The following is a 19,408-nucleotide window of genomic DNA, read 5'->3' on the forward strand; positions in this document are numbered from 1 at the left end:
GGTGGATCAAGCCTTGATGTTACCGGCCCTGACCGCCTTAAGGTAGTTCATGCAGTAGTTGTCGCAGCCCTTGATCATTTCTGTGGTTTTCATGACCGCCATGATCTCCGTGTCCAGGGGATCCATGATGGCAGAATTAAACCCCACCTTCATCATCATGGCAAGAAAAATACGGTTAATGATCTTTCTCTGGGGAAGGCCGTAGGAGATGTTGGAAAGCCCCCCTGTGGTGTGAACCCCTTCAAGATCGGTCATGATCGCCTGGACCGCATCCATAACCATGTTTCCGTTATCTTTGTCAACGCTCATGGGCTGGATCAGGGGATCCACATAGATGTTTTCCCTTTTAACACCGATGGCTTCCAGTTCACCCACAATATCCTTGGCGCGGTTAATGATGTCATCCGCACTCTTTGGCATCCCGGAATCGTCCATGCATAGGGCGATGATTTTGCAATCCTTTCCCTTGAGAAAGGGAATCATGGCCTCAAAACGATTTTTTTCAAGGCTGATGGAGTTAACCATTGGGGTCTTGGTGACCATGGTATAGGCCATCTCCAGCACTTCGGGATCCGGGCTGTCCAGGCAAAGGGGAAGTTCAGTCACCTCCTGGATAATCTCCAAAAGCCACGCCATGTCTTCTTTTTCGTGGCCAATCCTGGCTCCGGCATTGACGTCAATGTAGCTAGCCCCGCAGGCCTCCTGTTTTTTTACATCGGCTTTGATATGCTCAGCATCCCGTTCAATGACCGCTGCCTGTACTTTTTTAAGGGTGGTGTTGATCCTCTCTCCGATCACTTCAAACATAATATCTCCTTTTTGCTTCCTTAAAATCAATCCGGGACAGGCGGATCCATCATGGCATCCGCCCTATCCCGGATCAAGGTGGTGTTTCGTTTAATTCAGGTAGGACTTGGCAAGCTTACTGGCAGAGCCGGCATCGGCGGCATACCCGTCCGCACCGATCTCATCGGCAAAGCTCTGGTTAACCGGCGCCCCGCCGATCAAAATTTTAACCTGGTCTCTTAAACCTGCTTCCACAATGGCATCCACTGTTTTTTTCATCATGGGCATGGTGGTGGTCAAGAGGGCGGAAAGGGCAACGATGGTGGCATTTTGTTCTTTAATTGCCCCAATGAAATCTTCCGGCGCATTGTCCACACCAAGATCGGTTACCTCAAACCCTGCACTCTCCATCATCATGGAGACAAGATTTTTGCCGATATCGTGGAGGTCTCCCTTGACGGTTCCAATGATCACCCGGCCTGCAGAGCTGGACTCTCCTTCGCCCAGAAGGGGTTTCAGTACCCCAACGGCCTGGGACATGGCCTGGGCGGACATGAGAACTTCGGGAATAAACATCTCGCCGCTCTCCATTCTCTCCCCCACGATGTCCATGCCTGAAATCAGACCTTGGGACAGGATTTCGCCAGGCTTATGGCCCGATGAAATGGCCTGGTTAACCTGGTTGACGAGGACGTCTGCATCCCCTGAGATCAATGTTTCTGTAATGGCTGCAAAATCTGACATTATAATATTCTCCTATTGTATGTTTATTATTCTTCAGAAACCTGTTTGGTTGTGACATCATAGACCATTTTCTTGCTCCGGCATTGGTTGCCAAAATCCTCACGCATCCACTTCATCACGGAGAAGATCATCATGGCGATGATGATGTATACCGGCACGGCCAGGATGACCGAGGCGATCTGGACGATCTTGAGTCCTCCGACGATGATTATGACAAAACCGAGCACACCGAGTACGATGGCCCAGAACAGCCTGTGCCAGGGAGCTGGTTCCTCGTCTGGCAGCAGCCGATCGCTGGCCATGGATGCCAGGGTATAAGCAGCACCTTGAAAGCTTGTGGCTTGGTAGACAAACCCGATAATCATGAATAGGGGCAGGACAATGGAAAACAGAGGCAGGGATTCCAGCATGCTGATAATCACAAAAGGGGCTCCCTCGCTCTGCAACGTGGTGATGAGATTGCCGCCGTTCAGATGAAGATCCACGATGGTTCCGCCGAACACCAGATAGAACATGGAGGTTCCAATGGTGGGGGCGACCATGGACCCGATGATCATTTCTCTGATAGTTCGGCCCTTGGAAACCCTTGCGATAAACAATCCCATGTAGACGGCCCATACCACCCACCACGCCCAGTAGAACACGGTCCAGTCCTGGGGCCACCCGGTCTTGAGGATGGGCTCTGTATAGGTGCTCATCTCAAGAAAATTCTGGAACATCACCCCGATGCTCTGGGAGTAGTAGGACATGAGAAAAGAGGTATTTCCCACAAGGAACATGAAGAGCAGCAGGACGATGATGCCGTAGACATTCCAGTCAGACAGGATCTTGATTCCCTTGTGGAGACCCAGGTAAGCCGTGGTGCCGAAGATGGCGACCCAGATAATAATTACAGACGCGTCCAGGCCCACGGACTGGGCAAAGCCGAACTCCTTGGTGAAGCAGGCCGACATCAGGGGCACGCAAACCCCCAGGGAGGTGCCCATACCACCCACGGTTCCCAGCAGGATGATGCAATCGATAACCTTGCCCACCTTGCCGGAGGCATACTTGCCCAGGACCCCTTCACAGGCGACGCTGGCCTTGAGAAAAGGAATTTTCCGTACGTGGTAGGTGTAGCCGATGCCCACGGCAGCCATGGTAAAGAGTCCCCAGGCAGAAAATCCCCAGTGGAAAATACCGTAGCTGATGGCCCATTTGGCGGCCTCAGGCGAGTCCGGCGTGATGCCAAAGGGGGGACTCGACAGATAGTAGATGGGCTCCACCGCTGCCCAGTACATGAGGGCAAAGCCGGATCCTGCCGTGAGCATGACGCTGATCCAGCTGAAGGTTGAAAACTCGGGCTTGTCGTCCGGCCCCCCGAGCTTGATGGAACCGTATTTACTGAAGGCAAGCCAGATCAGCCAGAGGAAACCGCCCAGGGTGAACCATTCGATCAGGGAATCAAAGTTATGGGTGATGAAGGCGAGCACTGAGGAAATCGTGGTCCGGCCAGCTTCCGGGTTGACCATGAGCAGTACCAGTACTGCCAGAATCAGAGACACCGAAGGCCAGAAGATATAGGGGTCTATCTTGGGTTTATTCAACTTTCATTACTCCTTGTTTTAAAAATGAAGGTGCATAAAAAAATAACTGTCTAAACGGCCGCTGCCATGAATGCCTGGAGTTTCTCCTCGGCCTGGTCGCTTAAAAGAATATCAGGGGCTGCAGCGATTCGTTTGAGATACGCTTTGTTGGCCGTCTCGACCACATCCGGGGCCCCGGCTTTTTCCCACTTGTCATAGCTGTCCCAGGAGGAGACAGTGGGCCGCCATGAGCCCCTGCAGGCTGCCAAGGTAGACGGATGCATGAGGAATGAGCCCTGGGGACCGATACTCTTGATCACATCAAGGGCAAGGTCTTTTTCAGAAGTGCCCACACCGTCCATGATCCGTATCATCCTTGAGATCATCTCTTCGTCCAGGATAAATTTTTCAAACGAGTTGGTCATGATGGAATCCATTACTCCGAGGCACTCGTTGATCACATGGGAGCCGCCGGCAATGCACATGAACAGGTTCTGCATGGTCTCATAGCCGGCCTGGGCATCGATGGTCTTTGCGTCGGTAAGTCCTGCCATGGACCGGGTGGGCAGATTGTATAGTTCCAGGGCCAGCTGGAGATTAATGATGTTGATCAGGTTTGACTCGGGAGATCCTGTGACGTACTGGCCGTTCTGCATGTTGGGCATGGCCGATGAGGGAGAATAAATATAGGGTGTCCCTGGATTGATCTGCTGCATGAGAACAAGACCTGCAAGCATCTCGGCATTCTGCAGGGCTGCAGCACCAAGGGGGCTGACAGGGGCGGAGATGCCGGCCAGGGCGCAGGAGAGAATGGTCACAGGCTGACCGTATTTGGCAAAGGTAATGATGGTCTCGAGGGGCTTGCTGTCGTAGGCCAGGGGGCTCAAGGGGTTGATGCTCACATAGATGGAGGGATGGGTTTTGAGGTAACCTTGTTCTCCCACGGCGATCTCAAACATGTCGAACATCTCCTTGACCTCTTTATAGGTGCCCACGTTGTTGCGGATGGGCTTGTCCGTGTGTTTGATCATCTCATAGAAGATCCTGAGGTGACGCCCTTCCGAATCAATATCCGAAGGCTCCACCGGAATGGCACCGCTGACATCGCACACATCGCTTGTATGGGCAAGCTTATAGAAGTTGATAAGATCCTCCATGGTGCCCTTTCGTTTGCCCCCCTTGATATCCTGGGCAAACACGGGGCCGTTACTCGGCTCAACATGGACACGGGTCTGGCCCTCCCCCATGATGATGGATTTTTTGTCGTCCCTTCCCCATAGTTTAAACGAAGCAGGGGCCGTTTTTATGGCTGCCTCGAGCATCTTCCTTGGTATGAAAACCCGATGTCCCTCTGCCCGGGCGCCGCCCTGTTCCAGGATATCCACGGCATCCTGCAGCTGAAATTCAATGCCCACGGTTTCAAAGATTTCAACGGTTGCTTCATGAACCTGTTTGAGTACCTCTGTTTCAACGACCCTGATTTTGCTTGCCAATCCCATTATAAACTCCTTTCATTATCAGATCTTCGAAAGACCCTGATTAATAGACTGTTTCGATCACTTGAAAAGAATAAATAGCATTAAGCATACCAGGGGCTGTATTTTTACGAAGAGATTTGCTGCGATTCAAAACAACCATCTGAAATATAACATTTTTCACAAACAAAGTTTTTACATAGGCCCTGGCCGGGCCAAAATGTGATCGCCCAGGAATCAAAGGGAGGGAATTCAGCCCCGTAGAAGATCTTAAAGAAAATAGAAGATCTTCTACGGGAAAGTTGAGCCCTGGCTCCCGACCGAAATTTTATGGCTGGAAACCGGCCAGGGGGAAGGCAGGCCGGAGCAAAGCGTCCCCTATAGAACCTTCTTACACTGGTACCGGAAGGTGTGGTGGTTGAGGTTGAGAAGCTTTGCGGCCTTGGTCTCGTTTCCCTTTGCCATCTTAAGGGCCTGGTTAAAGTAGAACCGATCCACCGCGGCCCGGACCTCGTTGATGTCAATGCCTGCGGCCGGGATCGGGGCAAAGTTGTCGTAGGGACCGGTCATCATCTCTCCCCTTCGCATCTGGTCCAGGCCGAGATCCAGCGCCGTTATCTGCTTGCCCTGGGCCGTCAGCACCCCCCGCTCCATCATATTTTTGAGTTCCCGGACATTGCCGCTCCAGGAGTATTGCATCAACAGCTCCAGGGCCGCCCTGGACAGGGTGACTCCAGGGATGTTAAATTTTTCAGAAAAGTTACCGATAAAATAGTTGGCCAGCAGCTCAATGTCTTCAGGCCGATCGTTCAGGGAGGGAAGATTGATTCTGATCACCCCCAGCCGGAAGAAAAGGTCCTTTCTAAAGGTTTCTTTGCTGATCATGGTTTCAAGGTCCTTGTTGGTGGCCGACACGATCCGGGTATTCACCCGGTTGACCCGGGTGCTGCCCACCCGATAGAACTCGCCGTACTCGAGGAATCTCAACAACTTTGCCTGGACCTCCAGGCTCATGTCCCCCACTTCGTCCAGAAACAGGGTTCCGCCGTCAGCCGCTTCGATCAATCCCTTTTTCCCGGTGGCGCTGGCCCCACTGAAGGCGCCTTTTTCATAACCAAAAAGTTCGCTTTCGATCAGTTCCCTGGGGATGGCCGCACAATTGACCGTGATAAAGGGGCCTTTATGATGGGGGCTTCGATAATGGATGGTGCTTGCGATGAGCTCCTTTCCCGTGCCGGTCTCACCAAGAATAAGCACAGGGGTGTCAGGGCTCTTAGCCACCCGTTCAATAAAAGTCATGATCTCCTGGATGGCATGGCTCTCGCTGATGAAACAGGGCAGGTTTTCCCTGAGCTGACTCTCCTGGATCGCCCGGATCTCCTTTCGAAGGCGGATGGTCTCAAGGCCGTTTGAAATGGTCACCTCGAGTTCCTCCATGTAGATGGGCTTGACCACATAGTCATAGGCCCCGAGCTTCATACAGGAAATCACCGAGGTGATATCCTCGTAGGCGGTGATCATGATGACGATGATTTCCCGGTTCTGCTCCTTGATCGCTTCAAGGGCCTCGATGCCGCTGAGGCCGGGAAGCCCTATGTCCAGGAGGACCAAGTCAGGCGGGTCGGTCTCCATCGCCTCGATGGCGCTCTCTGCATCTTCAAATCCCAGGAGGGTATAGCGCTTTCCAAGGGTGAGCCGGATACCGTCCCGGATGATCTCTTCGTCATCCACGATGTAAATCTTAAAATCAAGGGTCATGGTCTGCTTCTCTTTATTATTGGAATGTTTACCCGCATCAACGCGCCGCCAAGGTCACTTGTGGAGACAGTAAATTCTCCCTTGTGGTCGGAGATGATCCTGTGGCAGATGCTCAAGCCAATGCCGGTGCTGTTTTTCTTTGTGGTAAAAAAGGGCTCCAGGATCCGCTGGCGGATGTGAAACGGAACGCCATGGCCTGAATCCTCCACCCTTATGGAGACGAAATGTTTGTCGTGGTCGGTTGCGATGAGGAGGGTCTTTGTCCCTACCCTTTCCAGGGCATGGCAGGCATTATTAATCAGATTCAGTACCACCTCCTCAATGAGATGGGGCTCGGCATGGCAGAGGGGGAGATCTGGATCAAATTTGCGGACCAGCGTGATTTTGTTCTTCCTGAGGGTGGCTGCAGAAAGGGCGATGGCCTCATCAATGGGCTTATGGAGGTTGGCTGGAACAAACTTGGGCTCATGGGGTTTGGAAAAGTTCATCACCCTGCGTATTACGGATTCGATCTTCCCGGATGCGGACTTGATCTGCTGGATCATGGGAGAGGTCTCCGCCATCTCCTCCCCGTCCAGAAGATGCTGCTCCAGGGCATTGAGGTAAATATTGATGCCAGACAGGGGATTCCTGATCTCATGGGCGATGCCGGCGGACACATGGCCCAGAGAGGCCATCTTGTCCTGGATGATGAGCAGCCGTTCCAGGTTTTTGGCCTTTGTGACATCCATGGTGGTAATAAGGGTTCCCATACCCTCCTGGACGTCAATGGGGGTGGCCCGGCAGTTAACCCATTTGAGCTGCCCCTGGGAAGGGGTATCCTGGGGGTAAAATCTGAATTCAAGTTCGGCGGAATTTGAACTTGAGGTGAAGGTGCGGTAGAATTCCTCAACCTTGTCTATATCATCCGGGTGAATGGTAGAGAACCTGCCGTGGCGGAACAGGGGCATGAGGCCTTTCAGGCGCTCCTGCTCCGGATTGCTGAAGACCAACCTTCCCTTTCTGATGATGGAGATGCCAAAGGGGGAGTTCTCCACCAGGTCCCTGAACCTTTTTTCGCTGCTTTTCAGGGCCATTTCAGACTCCCTTCGCCGAATCATTCGCCACATCCCGTCAAGGAGCAGGGAGAGCTGCCGCTGGTCACTCTCGTCGTACCGGTCGGCTTTATTTCCCACACCGGCGATCACAACCACCTGGTTGTCGTTCACAACCGGAATGTTCATGTACCGGTATATGGTTAAATGCTGCTCTGGTACGCCTCGCCTGAACGGGTTGGACTCCATGTAGTCATTGGAGATGACAGGCTTTTTTTTGATTATGGCGTCCCGCCAAAGTCCAATGGTCTTAGATGTGAAATCGGATTCCTCGCTCTTGAAGACGGTCTTTTGGTAGGAGCGCCCCAAACTGTCCACGGTGTAGAAAATGCTGTCCTTGCCGGCAAAGGCAAGGTAGCCGAACCGACTTTTTGTGAGGCGAATGGCCTCCCTAAAGGCAAAGTCGATGATGGCGTCAATGGATGCGTCGTTCATGCGGGCAAGCTTAAGCAGGGCTTCCAGGCGCATCTCGTTGAACCGGAGTTCCCCAGTGCGCTGGGCCACCTGGACCTTGAGGGTGCGGTTAATAAAGAGGACGGTGCCCACGATCAGAAAAAAGGCAATGCCAAGGCTTGCGGTGATGTACCAGAAGGTACGGTTCTTGTACCAGGGATCCTGGGTAAGGTGTATCCAGCGGTTATAGATGGTCTCCCGCTCCCCTGGCGTGATCCTGTTCAACCCCTTGGTGAGGATGGAGTGGAGCTTTGGCCAGTCCTTTCGAGTGCCAAGGCTGTAGGTGGCGATATAATCCGTGGTTCCGGCCAGGCGAAGGTTGGTGAGCTGGCTCTCTTCAATGGAATAGAGAGCGTTGGGCATCTCCATGATCATGGCGTCAATCTCACCGAACGAGACCTTTTTAAGGCCTAGGGCTCCGGTCTCAACCGCCACCACGTCAAGCTCTGGGTAATTGTTTTTCAGGTAGTCAAAAAGGATGTAGTCCCTGGGCGCCCCCACCCGCATCCCAGTCATCGTCTCAAGGGAGAGTTTTTTCTTCAAAGATTTTTTGACAATAATGGTGGTCTTAAGGTTAATGTAAGGATCTGACCAGTTCATGAACCGTCGCCGGTCTTTGGTGGCATAGGCGGCGGATATGACATCCACCTCCCTGTCCTTGGCCATCTCTAACACCTGGCCCCAAGTGTCAGTCTGGATAATCTTAAATTTGATGTCCAGCTTTTTCTCGAGAAGATAGATGTACTCAGCAATAAGCCCGGAATATTTTCCGTTTGCATTGAAGAATTCCAGAGGCTCCCAGTCGGGTGCAGGGGAAAGGCGGACTGTCCGATTGTGATCGTTCAGCCATTTCTGTTCGTCGGAGGTGAGGAGATTGTCCGATGAAAACGCCGGACTGGTTATCGAAAGAGCACACCAGAGGGCAGCAAGAAAAAAAAAAGACTTTATTAATTTAACCATCAAAAAACAACACGTTTAAAACATCAAAATTAACGAAGCCCTTTTCAACCCCGACCCTTGCCCACACCGATTGCAGTCTACCACAGGACAGGGTGGAGCACAACCGGTTTGCCAGGCCATAGGTTTACCTATGCATAATAAGGTGGAAAGAGGTAATTTGGCTGGGTTTGAAAGGTCAGAACCAGAATAAGATTATTCACTTTTCGATACGAACTATTACATATACAAGGCCTTTAAAAATTCTGCCTGAAATTTCTTACTGACGGTGAGTTCCAGGTACTCGACCCGTTCGCCAATGCCAGCGGCTTCCGCCCGGCGTGTGGTAGACAAAAGGGCCTGCTTTGCACCAATACCGGCGGCATTACCCACCTGACGAAACCGATCTATGGGAATATCGGGAAACATACCAATGCCAACGGCAGCTTCCACGCTGATGTAAGTACCAAAAGCACCGGCAATTATAAATTCATCAACATCCGCTGCCGTGACACCTGCCGCATCCAGCAACAGTTCAATGCCCGCCCGCATGGCGCCTTTGGCCAGCTGAATTTCATTGATATCACTGCGAGTCAGGACAATATCATGACCGTTTCCAGATATGGCAGCTGCTGCCAGAAGCGCTTCGGGCAATTTTTTACCCTCACGGATCAAGGGATGCTTGACATCCAGAGCACCCTTGTCGTTCATTGCCCCGCAAAGCTTGAGCTGGGCAATGGCATCCAGGATACCCGAGCCGCAGACCCCCACAGGCGCCGTATGGCCAATGGTTTGAAAGGCCAGCTTGTTGTCGACAATCTGGACCCGTTCGATGGCACCGTCCGCGGCCCGCATGCCATGATGGATATGGGCCCCTTCAAAAGCCGGTCCTGAAGCGGTTGAGCAGGCAATCATGCTGCCATGGGACGCAAGGGTGATTTCCGTATTCGTGCCGATATCCAGGCTGATTACCACCCCTTTTTTCTTGTGGGTATCTGTAGCAAGAAGCATGGAAAGATGATCGGCACCGACAAAGCCGGCGATATTGGCCAGCAGATGGACAGTGGCACCCGGTGAAAAAGCCAGGTCAATTTCATCCGCCTTTACATCCAGCGGTGATGATACCGCCGCCACATACGGTGAAAGGCCCAGCTGTTCGACCGGCAGGCCCAGCAGCAGGTGATGCATGGCAGTATTACCCACCATGACCGATTCCACAATCTGGGTCGGCACATAAACCGATGTGTCGGTGTCACCGTCTGCCCCAGCTGCGGCGCAAAGATCAATGGCCAGTTTATTCAACGCATCGATGATGGCCTTTTGCAAAATGCCCGATCCATTCTCATGCATGAAAGAATAGGAAATCCGGGCCATAACGTCTTCACCGTAAGTAATCTGGGGATTCATGATGCCTTTTATGGCAAGGGTTTCGCCGCTGACCATATCCACCAGATACCCGGCCACCTTGGTGGTGCCGATGTCCACGGCCATCCCCAGCAAAGGGGTTCCCGGCGCACTGACACTGACCAGTTCGTCACCGCGCAGTCCCACCCGAATTTTCCATTTGTTTGCCCGCAACAGACCTGGAATTTGTTTAAGAATATTTATTCTATGGCAGCGCAGGGTAGCCCAGCCGTTTGTCAAAACAGCAGCACGGAGTCTCTCAAAATCCGCCTGCAGGTCGGTGGCCTCGGCTTTGGCCAAGGTCAAATCCAGGACCTTGATGGGCGATTCAAATTCAAAACTGATTTCTTCTCCCTCCACCTGGGTGCGCTGGGTTGCCGTCATGGACTCGGAAGGGACATCCACCCGGGTGGGGCCATAAACTTCAGTCTGACAAGCCAGCCGTATGCCCGAAGCCAGGTCATCGGAATCAAGAACTTCGATTTCGGTCTCGTTTGGTTTGCTCACATGCTCTTGATCGTCCAGACGAACCCGACAGGCGCCACAGGACCCCGCACCACCACAAATAGCTGAAATACCGACGCCTGCCTCCTGGGCCGCTTGTAAAATCGTTGTGCCTGAATCAATTTCCACATGTTTGCCGATGGGTTGAAAATCTACTTCAATTTTCATTTTTTATAGTCCTTTCAATTTTTTTAAGTTTAAAAATACTGTTCTTCTGTTCTGATAAAAAATGCATGAATTTTGTTGTCCAAACCTTGCAAAGCCAGAACCAAATTGAATATTAAAAAGTGACAACTTGTGGTATCACTCCGCTCTATTTTGAACATAAAAACAATAGTTTCAAAAATTAGACACCCACTAACCGATTCACCCATTCTCTACAAAGCCCCCCTCTTATCCGAAAAGATCGATTATATCAATATCCATGCCATTTTTTTTATTCTACCGGTTCACTTGCCCCCCCCCCCTTCTTTACCTTCATCCCCATGAAAGTCCTTTGCTGCTGCCATCTGAAACATGGTGGTGGCCTCCCATACACCCAAAATATGTTTGGGCTGTGTATAGATTGTCCTTAACGCATCAGACAGCAGAGCAATATCTATCATTTCCCTGTATAATAATTTAGTACAAAACTGGTTAACGCTGCTCAAATCTGTTATTGTCGCGTTTTGAATTTAGTTGCAATAGGATCTTGTGGAACATGAAAAAAGCCTTTGAAAAGAATGCTGCGGACAAAATAAACGCCGCATTAAAGAATACCCCTTTATTTCCTGTTCCAAGAGGAGAAGTCTGGCTTGGAACCGACCTTTTGAAACAGGCCGGATTTACCGACACCCTTGAAAATCATTTTTCCATGGCTGACCAGCTGGGGCAGGAGATGATCTGCCTTCCTGTCACCGATAACACCATTAGCAAGCCGTCTCTGGGGTATCGCTATTTTGAATATGCCGATATTAAAAAGGCTGTCCAAATCGGCGGCCGGTTTATTACCGCTGTGGTTGACGGTCCATTCCAGGAACTGGTCAACGGTATGGGGCTGATGAATGTTCTCATCGGATGGGCCCGGGACCGCAGCCAGGTCATCAAGGCCTATGAAAAGGAACAAACAAGAATTCTTGACCTGATTTCCCAATGCCTTGACATGGGAGTACAGGGCATCATCCTCACAGATGATCTTGCCGCCGATCAGGGCCCCATGATCGCGCCCAAAGATATTGAGATGCTGTGTACAGGATTTTACAGGGAATCTGTCAATAACATTCATAACGCCGGACTGCCTGTATTTTTACATTCCTGCGGCAAAATCAAACAATTAACAAAACTTATTCGTTCCTGGCAGATTGATGGCCTTGCCGCAGTTCAGCACAGCATCAACAATCTCCCGGAGCTGAGGGACCTCATGGGTCCCAATCATGTTATCATGGCCGGGATCGATGCACAGCTTCTGGTAACTGAGCTTTCTGAAGAAATGATTTTAGAATTCACAGACATGTTAAAGGCCATGATAACCGGAGGCGGTTTCATTTTAAGTTCTTCCTGCGGCTTGTACAGCGCTGATTTTCTGGACCGGATAAAAAAAATATATGCACTGGCAGACCATATTCAATAAAATAAACAGTTGATGACAGTGTGGATAAAATTGCAGCAAACACAAAGATTGCATGCATAAAAAAAATTAAACGTGCAGGGAGAAACTCGGTCGTGGATATTCTTGAAAAAATTCAAAACAATGGTCTTGTGTTTGATGGTGCCATGGGTTCAATGCTTATCAGCAAAGGCATTGCAGGAGGAGAAGCATCTGAATTATGGAATTTAAAGCATCCTGATATTATAAGGGAAATACATAGGGCCTATTATGATGCCGGATCAGATGTTGCAACAGCCAATACATTTGGTGCATCCGCCATAAAATTAAAAAAAATGGGGGTCACTCAAAGTGTAGAAGATGTGAATCGAACCGGGGTTCAGATTGCAAGATCCGTATGTGGTAAAAATCAATACGTTGCAGGTGATATGGGGGCTCTTGGTGACATGCTTGAGCCCATGGGTCCTGTTTCATTTGATGAAGCTGTGGACTGCTTTGCCCAACAGGCAGGTTTTCTTGAAGATGAAGGCGTTGATGTTTTCCTTATTGAAACAATTTTTGATGTTAATATTGCATTTGCAGCAATTAAAGCGGTTCGTTCTGTCTCTAAAAAACCGGTTTTCTGTTCTTTGACCTTTAAGAAAATGAAAAAAGGGTTTTTTACTATTTTTGGAAATAACCCAAAAGACAGTATGAAATCACTGGTTGATGCCGGTGCCACTGCTGTTGGCGCCAATTGCTCAATGGGAAGCAGAACAATGATTGATCTGGCCCGGGAGATTAAAGGCAGTGTTAGTGTTCCTGTAATCATTATGCCCAATGCAGGTATGCCAGAAACAACAAAAGATACTGCTGTCTTTTATCCAGAGGATAAATTTTTTTTTGCAGACAGTATTAAAAAGATCAAGACGCTTGGTGTGGAAATTATAGGCGGTTGTTGTGGAACAACCCCGGAATATATAAAAAAAATCAAAGAAATTATTTAATAAAAGGAATCTCATACTTAAAATGGTTAACGTTGAAATAAATAGTGGTATTTGTGGATTGACAACCATGGTTCATGCTGAAGATAAGAACGGCTTTATGGCCTCATTCCGGTTGGAAACCGAATGTCCCAACTGGAAAAAAGTTGATGCCTTGTTAGGTGGGAAAAAATTGAATGTAATGACCGAATTATTCAAAAACAAAAAAACAGGGGAACTTGATTCCCAGGTCATTGATACTTTTTTAAAAACAATTCCCCATGTATCATGTCCTGTACTATCAGGTGTTCTAAAGGCATTGGAAGTAAGCGTCGGTCTGGCACTTGCTAAGAATGCAACCATAACATTCAAATAACAGCATTTTTTCATTTTAAATCACGCACCTATTTTATCTCAGGTGAATACACCGTGATGAAACCAGGACCAGCAGCGGTAAAATCGACAGGGATACGAACAGATTGGCCTGGATTTTGAGATTGAATATAGTTTTGAATATCAAGGGATAAATCACAGAAGCCCTGAACGTCTGGCGTAATCTGTGATGAAACAGCGTTAATGCTGATTTTGTAGGGTAGTGCCGTTGATACCGGGTTATTTCATATCACTATAGAAATGGCCTCAAGAGTGGTTTTAAGTTCTATCTTCGTCCAGATATTTTGTGGTTTCTTTTGTTGCATCAGCATTGCCGGTATGCTTACCGGTTGTGCCAACCAGACAGCGCTTTTTGTATAGCCATTTGCTCAAGAAGAGATCTGTTGAATCATTTAGAATTACAGATCACTTTGATATTTAAAAATATGACAAAAAATTTGCGGAACCGCTGTTGGCAAATTCACAGATGCTACCTTTAAAATTGCTGGGGAAATTTTAACCCTCCTTGATTTTACAGTGCAGACCTGGTAAATAAATCGGTCTGGAATTATAACAACCCAGGCGGTCACAGCACCCGCCTTAACAAAACTGGAGACCTGTCTTGAATGAACTGCTTTGGCTGGCCATGCTAGCCGTTAATTTTCTAAGTATCCTGATATCATACCGCTTATTCGGCAAATCCGGATTGTTTGCCTGGGTAGCCTTGGCTGCGGTGGTGGCAAATGTACAGGTGGTCAAGCTGGTGGATTTGTTTGGCACCACCGCCACCCTTGGCAATATTGTCTATGCCGCATCTTTTCTGGTTACCGATATCCTTTCCGAGATCTATGGGAAGCGGCAGGCCCAAAAGGCGGTTTATATCGGACTGTTTTCCCTTGTGGTGATGACGGTGCTCATGAACCTGGCCCTGGCATTTGCCCCGGCCCAGGATGATTTTGCTCAGAAGAGCCTTTCCGTGATTTTCGGGTTCATGCCCAGGATCGCAGGCGCCAGCCTTCTGGCCTATATGATCTCCCAGACCCATGATGTATGGGCCTTTGAATTCTGGAAGAACCGGTTTCCGGCCAATCAGCTTTTATGGCTTCGCAACAATGCTTCCACCATGGCAAGCCAGTTCATTGACTCCTCTTTGTTTACGCTGCTTGCTTTCTGGGGGGTATATCCACTAGAGATCCTTATGGAGATTTTCTGGACCACCTACCTGCTCAAATGGGTGGTGGGGGTGGCGGACACTCCCTTTATCTATCTGGCCCGCCACTGGTATGACAAGGGAAAAATACCAAAGGCCTAATATGATCGGTGCATGTTTTATGCGTTTATCAATAAATGGGCAATGATCGGTGTTATCTGGCAGGCAAGCTATGAGGTATTGGGAACATTGCCGAGATTAGGCGGGGTTAAGTGGGAATCGGAATTGAGCGAATTTCCAAACAACAGTTCCACATTATTTCCTTGGTCCATTTTACCGGCCCAAATATTTATACCAATAATGATGCCGTGCCCGGTGCCAGTATTGCGGTACAGACTTATGGAGACTTTCTCAATTTCAACCCTCATCTGCATGCCATTATTTCCGACAGCTTTTTTTCACAAGACGGTTATTTTCACATGGCTCCGGGGTTCATACTGGAAGACCTGGAAGAAATCTTCCAGTATGAAGTTCTCAAGACGCTTAAAAAAGAGGGCCAAATAACGGATACCGTTATCAAGAATATGCTTTCATGGCGCCATTCAGGTTTTCATGTTTATATCGGTGACAGAATCTTTTCCGATGAGCAGGCCGATCTCGGTCGGGGCCACATTTCAGGCTCTTGATAATCTTTTATACTTTGCTTGGCAAAAAAGAATTTCCTATCCTTTCACAAATTTGGTAAATCGCACACTGCTAAATGCCTTTTTTTAGGTATCAGACAAGTTTTGCTGACCTGAAAACATCTTCCTTATTGTCCAGCCATCGGTCTGAAGCACCCTTGTTCTTAAACAAAATTTCCAGGGCCTTTACAAACCCCACCTGATAGGATGGGAACCCTTTTTGTGCCAGAACCCAGGTCAAAATACTGGAATACATCTCGGTGGTGGCCCGGTACAAAGGAAAACAGGGGATCATGGTTTTTTGCCCCTGTTCATAGCCCTTCTGACAAGCGTCCACGTCCGTGGAATGATACGCACGGCAGGCGAAGGGTCGCAGGCTGAAAATCAGACACAATTGGTTTGTATCAACATCCAGAAACGGACAGGGGGTGCGGGTGGTAAGCCAAAAGGCATCGGTTAGGGTATTGCCCTTTGCAACCACATTCAGCACCCGCTCTTTTAAAAGGATAAACCCTTCCTGGGTTGTCTGGGCAGCAAGTTCGCTATAAATCACCAACACCTCTGGGATGGAAGCCCCCACCCTTAAATGACAGCAATGGGCACACCCTTGTTTACAGACAGTCCCTTCCGGCAATGCAAAAACAGATTGTGTAAACTGCTCCATGGCCACCCCGAGAACCGGCAAACTTACCCCATGGGCGTCTAAAAACGCACCCAGTTTTTCCCGACCCTGGGCCATATACTCCGCCAAAAGCGCTTTGGTCCGGGTCTCACCCGAGTCCAGGGATTGTCCCTGATTTTGTATTTCTCTTTTTTGGGCTTTCGGGTCTTGTTCGGTTGGTGTCATTGGTGTTTTGCCCTGGGCTTTCTCTGATCAAACCATTTTATATCATTGCCGCAATACTTTTTCCATATTCCTGGGCAGCCTCTATCCCCCCCTCAACCCAGCTGGCCTTGAGCATCAAGGGGCCTGCAACCATTTTCATTTTATAGATATGATGCATGGTGTCAAATATTCTCACCGCTGCCTCTCCGGTCCACCCATAGGCACCAAAAGCACCCCCCGGCTTATCTTTTAGTTCTGCCCTTTCGGCAACAAACAAAATCTGTTTCATGGAGGTGATCATTTCACCATGGTAGGTGGCGGACCCAAAGGCGTATCCGTCATACCCTTTTAGATCCTCTTCTCCTTTAATTTCACTTGTTTTTTTTAAAATGGCCTCGTGCCCTGAGCTGCGAACACCCTCACCAATCACTTCTGCAATTCCTTTTGTCTCGTCTGCCCTGGAGGCATATACGATCAATACCTTTCCCATTTTGACTCCTTTATTGTGTTTTTGAAAAAACTCAGACAATGCCGCGGATAAAATTTTGAAACTGCTATTCCCACTTAGAATGGTTATATCGTCTGTGTTGCGACGGTGCAAGAAAAATTACCAACCTAAAAAAAGCAATTGCGAAATAAAAAAAATAATAGTATTGAAAAACAGCTGAAAAATTGATATTTCTCAAGATTAAATTTTTGATATGGCCTAAACTAAAACAGGATAGTATTTGTCAATGACAGAATTAATGACAACGACAGCGTTAAAAAAAATCAGAATTCTGCTTGCCTATGACGGGTCTCATCTTGCGCTGGATTCCGTGCAATATATCGGCGAGGTATTTCCCTCTGACAGGACCGAGGTTTCTATTTTTTATGTGGAAACCAAAATTCCCAGGTCCTTCTGGAAAATGGAGAGAGAGCTTGATTTTAGGTTTAAAACACCTGAAATAAGGGCCAGCATGGCCGCAAGGAAAAAGACGGTCAACCTTGCCATGGAAAAAGCCGAACGACGATTGCTGGCGGCAGGATTTCCATCGGATGCAATTCATCCCATGGTTCATATCAAAAACCAGGGGGTTCTCCAGGATATTATCGATGAATCCCATAACGGATATGATGCTTTGGTGATTGGTCGCAAGGGGCACAGCAGGATAAAAGATTTTTTTGTGGACAGTCTACCCATTAAGCTTTTGGGTAAAATCAGCACCATTCCCCTGATTGTTGTTGGGAAAAACCCTGCCCATAAAAATATCATCGTTGCCTTTAACGGGACAAGGGAAATCATGAAGGCGATAAAATCCATGAGCTCTCTGATCAACACCAATGACTGCAAATTGTTATTGTGCCATTCACAAACTCCCCGTTGCCTGTTTCACCCTCGCCCCAAAAAAGCATCTACCGACATGTTTGATTTGCCCTTGGATTATTTTCGGGAAGCCGGTTTTCCAATTGACCAGGTTTCCTTTGAGATCATGGAGGGTGAAAAAAATCACCCCAATTGTATTTTAAACAAAGCCCGGTATGGGGATTACGGCACCATTGTGATTGGAAGACGACGCTTGACAGCGGTAAAACAACTATTCTTCAACAGGGTTGGCAACAAAATTTTCAGAAACGCAGACAACCATGTTGTCTGGATTGTTCAATAATTTGCAAGCCCGTTGAATCTATCTAAAAGATAATGCAACTAAACTTAAAAAAAAATAAATAGGGATCTATGAGTTTGTTCAGGTTAAAAGGGTTTCCAGGGACCGGTAATTTTCGACACGGCATTCATCCGCCGGATAACAAAGCCTTGTCCGAGGAATCAAAAGTTGAAGTGATGGACATCCCTGAAAGTGTGACGCTACCGTTGCTTCAGCATCTGGGAGTGCCTTGCAAACCGGTGGTCAAGCCGGGACAGACGGTCCGGTATGGAGAAATGATCGGCCTGGGTGAAGCCTTTGTATCCGCCTCCCTCCATTCCCCCATTGCCGGAAAAGTAAAACGGATGACGGTGGTAACCCTGCCAAACGGCAAACATCTTCCGGCCATCACCATCCAGGCGGATGGGGATCAGATTCCCCCGCAAAAAATATGGGATGAGATGCGCTCAAAGGACTGGCCCAGGGACTGCATTTCCATTTATGATCCCCTGACCATCGTTAAAATTATCCATGATTCCGGAATTGTCGGGTTGGGGGGCGCTGCATTTCCCACCCATGTAAAGGTCACCCCCAATGATACCCGGATGATCGACACCCTCATGATCAACGGCTGTGAATGCGAGCCCTATCTCACCTGCGATTACCGGCTGATGCAAGAAGCGGCAAGGTCCATTGTGACCGGTGCTCTTTTAACGGGCCGTGCCGTATCCGCAAGGGAGATTGTCATTTGTGTGGAAGACAATAAACCCGAGGCGATCAAAAAGCTGACCGAAGCTACGGAACAGACGGTCATCAAAATTGCCGTATTAAAGACTAAATATCCCCAGGGGAGTGAAAAACAGCTGATAAAATCAGTGCTGGGTCTTGAAATCCCTTTGGGAGGGCTGCCCTCGGATGTGGGAGTTGCCATGAGCAATGTCGGAACAATGGCAACAGTGGCAAGGGCTGTGATCAAAGAAGCACCTTTGACACACCGGGTGATCTCTGTCTCCGGGCGGGGGATAAAAACCCCTAGGAATCTCTTTGTTCCCATTGGCATCTCCATGAAGGAAGTGATCGATTTTTGTGGCGGTATCACCCATGATGCCGCGAGGATTATTGCCGGCGGCCCCATGATGGGATTTAGTTTTTCAGATCTCAGTGCACCTGTCACCAAGGGAACCTCAGGCCTCACCGTGCTGACCCATGACGAAATATCCGATGAAAAGGAGACGCCCTGCATCCGGTGCGGCCGCTGTGTGGATGCCTGCCCCATGAACCTTATTCCCACACGGCTTGCCCTGGCTGCCCGCTACAATAGTCCCTCCATTGCAAGTCAATACCATATCCATGCCTGTTTTGAATGCGGTTGCTGTACCTATGTCTGCCCGGCCAAAATCAATCTGGTTCAGCTGATTCGAACAGGAAAAGCACTGGTTGCCGCCTGGGCGAAACGATAGGAAAAGGAGTCTTCATGCAAAACTTG

General features: G+C 49.0%; 17 protein-coding genes. 7 read left to right on the forward strand and 10 right to left on the reverse strand.

Annotation, left to right across the window (positions count from 1 at the left end; translation table 11 throughout):
- Positions 1-6: 6 nt before the first annotated feature.
- The 8 genes from ACZ45G_RS24235 to ACZ45G_RS24270 all read right to left on the reverse strand — a co-directional run bounded on the left by ACZ45G_RS24235 (position 7) and on the right by ACZ45G_RS24270 (position 11,324).
- Positions 7-807, reverse strand: coding sequence for a dihydropteroate synthase (locus ACZ45G_RS24235; protein WP_464173096.1), 801 nt, complete (start codon positions 805-807; stop codon positions 7-9).
- A 90-nt stretch (positions 808-897) separates the two neighbouring features.
- Positions 898-1,530 carry a corrinoid protein gene (locus ACZ45G_RS24240; RefSeq protein WP_464173097.1) on the reverse strand — a complete coding sequence of 211 codons (633 nt, stop codon included), beginning with the start codon at positions 1,528-1,530 and terminating at the stop codon, positions 898-900.
- Positions 1,531-1,556: 26 nt separating this feature from the next.
- Positions 1,557-3,116: a BCCT family transporter gene (locus tag ACZ45G_RS24245; RefSeq protein ID WP_464173098.1), complete on the reverse strand. Its 1,560-nt coding sequence runs from the start codon at positions 3,114-3,116 to the stop codon at positions 1,557-1,559.
- A 50-nt stretch (positions 3,117-3,166) separates the two neighbouring features.
- Positions 3,167-4,594, reverse strand: a complete 1,428-nt coding sequence (locus ACZ45G_RS24250; RefSeq protein ID WP_464173099.1) for a trimethylamine methyltransferase family protein — start codon at positions 4,592-4,594, stop codon at positions 3,167-3,169.
- A gap of 354 nt (positions 4,595-4,948) precedes the next feature.
- Positions 4,949-6,328 carry a sigma-54-dependent transcriptional regulator gene (locus ACZ45G_RS24255; RefSeq protein WP_464173100.1) on the reverse strand — a complete coding sequence of 460 codons (1,380 nt, stop codon included), beginning with the start codon at positions 6,326-6,328 and terminating at the stop codon, positions 4,949-4,951.
- Positions 6,325-8,835, reverse strand: coding sequence for a GAF domain-containing protein (locus tag ACZ45G_RS24260; protein WP_464173101.1), 2,511 nt, complete (start codon positions 8,833-8,835; stop codon positions 6,325-6,327). The genes ACZ45G_RS24255 and ACZ45G_RS24260 overlap by 4 nt, the downstream gene beginning before the upstream one ends.
- A 216-nt stretch (positions 8,836-9,051) precedes the next feature.
- Complete coding sequence (locus ACZ45G_RS24265) at positions 9,052-10,887, reverse strand: ASKHA domain-containing protein (protein ID WP_464173102.1); 1,836 nt, start codon at positions 10,885-10,887, stop codon at positions 9,052-9,054.
- A 281-nt stretch (positions 10,888-11,168) separates the two neighbouring features.
- Positions 11,169-11,324 (reverse strand): hypothetical protein, encoded by a 156-nt coding sequence (locus ACZ45G_RS24270; RefSeq protein WP_464173103.1) that lies wholly within the window; start codon positions 11,322-11,324, stop codon positions 11,169-11,171.
- A 95-nt stretch (positions 11,325-11,419) separates the two neighbouring features.
- On the opposite strand from ACZ45G_RS24270, the gene ACZ45G_RS24275 reads away from it, so the two are divergent.
- From ACZ45G_RS24275 to ACZ45G_RS24295, 5 genes are all read left to right on the forward strand, one after another.
- Positions 11,420-12,328, forward strand: a complete 909-nt coding sequence (locus tag ACZ45G_RS24275) for a uroporphyrinogen decarboxylase family protein (RefSeq protein WP_464173104.1) — start codon at positions 11,420-11,422, stop codon at positions 12,326-12,328.
- A gap of 92 nt (positions 12,329-12,420) precedes the next feature.
- Positions 12,421-13,290 (forward strand): homocysteine S-methyltransferase family protein, encoded by an 870-nt coding sequence (locus ACZ45G_RS24280; protein WP_464173105.1) that lies wholly within the window; start codon positions 12,421-12,423, stop codon positions 13,288-13,290.
- Between the two features lie 22 nt (positions 13,291-13,312).
- Positions 13,313-13,642 carry a DUF6951 family protein gene (locus ACZ45G_RS24285; RefSeq protein ID WP_464173106.1) on the forward strand — a complete coding sequence of 110 codons (330 nt, stop codon included), beginning with the start codon at positions 13,313-13,315 and terminating at the stop codon, positions 13,640-13,642.
- Positions 13,643-14,260: 618 nt separating this feature from the next.
- Positions 14,261-14,950 carry a queuosine precursor transporter gene (locus tag ACZ45G_RS24290; RefSeq protein ID WP_464173107.1) on the forward strand — a complete coding sequence of 230 codons (690 nt, stop codon included), beginning with the start codon at positions 14,261-14,263 and terminating at the stop codon, positions 14,948-14,950.
- A 110-nt stretch (positions 14,951-15,060) separates the two neighbouring features.
- Complete coding sequence (locus ACZ45G_RS24295; RefSeq protein ID WP_464173108.1) at positions 15,061-15,474, forward strand: transposase; 414 nt, start codon at positions 15,061-15,063, stop codon at positions 15,472-15,474.
- Between the two features lie 91 nt (positions 15,475-15,565).
- On the opposite strand, the gene ACZ45G_RS24300 is transcribed toward ACZ45G_RS24295, so the two are convergent.
- Both ACZ45G_RS24300 and ACZ45G_RS24305 read right to left on the reverse strand, forming a co-directional pair.
- Positions 15,566-16,318, reverse strand: a complete 753-nt coding sequence (locus ACZ45G_RS24300; RefSeq protein ID WP_464173109.1) for a YkgJ family cysteine cluster protein — start codon at positions 16,316-16,318, stop codon at positions 15,566-15,568.
- Between the two features lie 37 nt (positions 16,319-16,355).
- Entirely contained in the window at positions 16,356-16,787 is a 432-nt protein-coding gene (locus tag ACZ45G_RS24305; RefSeq protein WP_464173110.1) for a flavodoxin domain-containing protein, read from the reverse strand.
- Between the two features lie 244 nt (positions 16,788-17,031).
- On the opposite strand from ACZ45G_RS24305, the gene ACZ45G_RS24310 reads away from it, so the two are divergent.
- Together ACZ45G_RS24310 and rsxC are read left to right on the forward strand one after the other, a co-directional pair.
- Positions 17,032-17,946 carry a universal stress protein gene (locus ACZ45G_RS24310; RefSeq protein WP_464173111.1) on the forward strand — a complete coding sequence of 305 codons (915 nt, stop codon included), beginning with the start codon at positions 17,032-17,034 and terminating at the stop codon, positions 17,944-17,946.
- Between the two features lie 68 nt (positions 17,947-18,014).
- Positions 18,015-19,382: an electron transport complex subunit RsxC gene (rsxC, locus tag ACZ45G_RS24315; RefSeq protein ID WP_464173112.1), complete on the forward strand. Its 1,368-nt coding sequence runs from the start codon at positions 18,015-18,017 to the stop codon at positions 19,380-19,382.
- Positions 19,383-19,408 lie beyond the last annotated feature (26 nt).

The organism is Desulfoconvexum algidum (genome assembly GCF_055382125.1).

Excerpts from the sequence above, each read along its gene's own strand:
- ACZ45G_RS24260 (WP_464173101.1), bottom strand. The coding sequence starts at position 8,835 with ATGGTTAAATTAATAAAGTCTTTTTTTTTTCTTGCTGCCCTCTGGTGT.
- ACZ45G_RS24265 (WP_464173102.1), bottom strand. The coding sequence starts at position 10,887 with ATGAAAATTGAAGTAGATTTTCAACCCATCGGCAAACATGTGGAAATT.
- ACZ45G_RS24275 (WP_464173104.1), top strand. The coding sequence starts at position 11,420 with ATGAAAAAAGCCTTTGAAAAGAATGCTGCGGACAAAATAAACGCCGCA.
- ACZ45G_RS24240 (WP_464173097.1), bottom strand. The coding sequence starts at position 1,530 with ATGTCAGATTTTGCAGCCATTACAGAAACATTGATCTCAGGGGATGCA.
- ACZ45G_RS24305 (WP_464173110.1), bottom strand. The coding sequence starts at position 16,787 with ATGGGAAAGGTATTGATCGTATATGCCTCCAGGGCAGACGAGACAAAA.
- ACZ45G_RS24310 (WP_464173111.1), top strand. The coding sequence starts at position 17,032 with ATGACAGAATTAATGACAACGACAGCGTTAAAAAAAATCAGAATTCTG.
- ACZ45G_RS24235 (WP_464173096.1), bottom strand. The coding sequence starts at position 807 with ATGTTTGAAGTGATCGGAGAGAGGATCAACACCACCCTTAAAAAAGTA.
- ACZ45G_RS24250 (WP_464173099.1), bottom strand. The coding sequence starts at position 4,594 with ATGGGATTGGCAAGCAAAATCAGGGTCGTTGAAACAGAGGTACTCAAA.
- ACZ45G_RS24270 (WP_464173103.1), bottom strand. The coding sequence starts at position 11,324 with ATGATAGATATTGCTCTGCTGTCTGATGCGTTAAGGACAATCTATACA.
- ACZ45G_RS24255 (WP_464173100.1), bottom strand. The coding sequence starts at position 6,328 with ATGACCCTTGATTTTAAGATTTACATCGTGGATGACGAAGAGATCATC.
- ACZ45G_RS24300 (WP_464173109.1), bottom strand. The coding sequence starts at position 16,318 with ATGACACCAACCGAACAAGACCCGAAAGCCCAAAAAAGAGAAATACAA.
- ACZ45G_RS24285 (WP_464173106.1), top strand. The coding sequence starts at position 13,313 with ATGGTTAACGTTGAAATAAATAGTGGTATTTGTGGATTGACAACCATG.
- rsxC (WP_464173112.1), top strand. The coding sequence starts at position 18,015 with ATGAGTTTGTTCAGGTTAAAAGGGTTTCCAGGGACCGGTAATTTTCGA.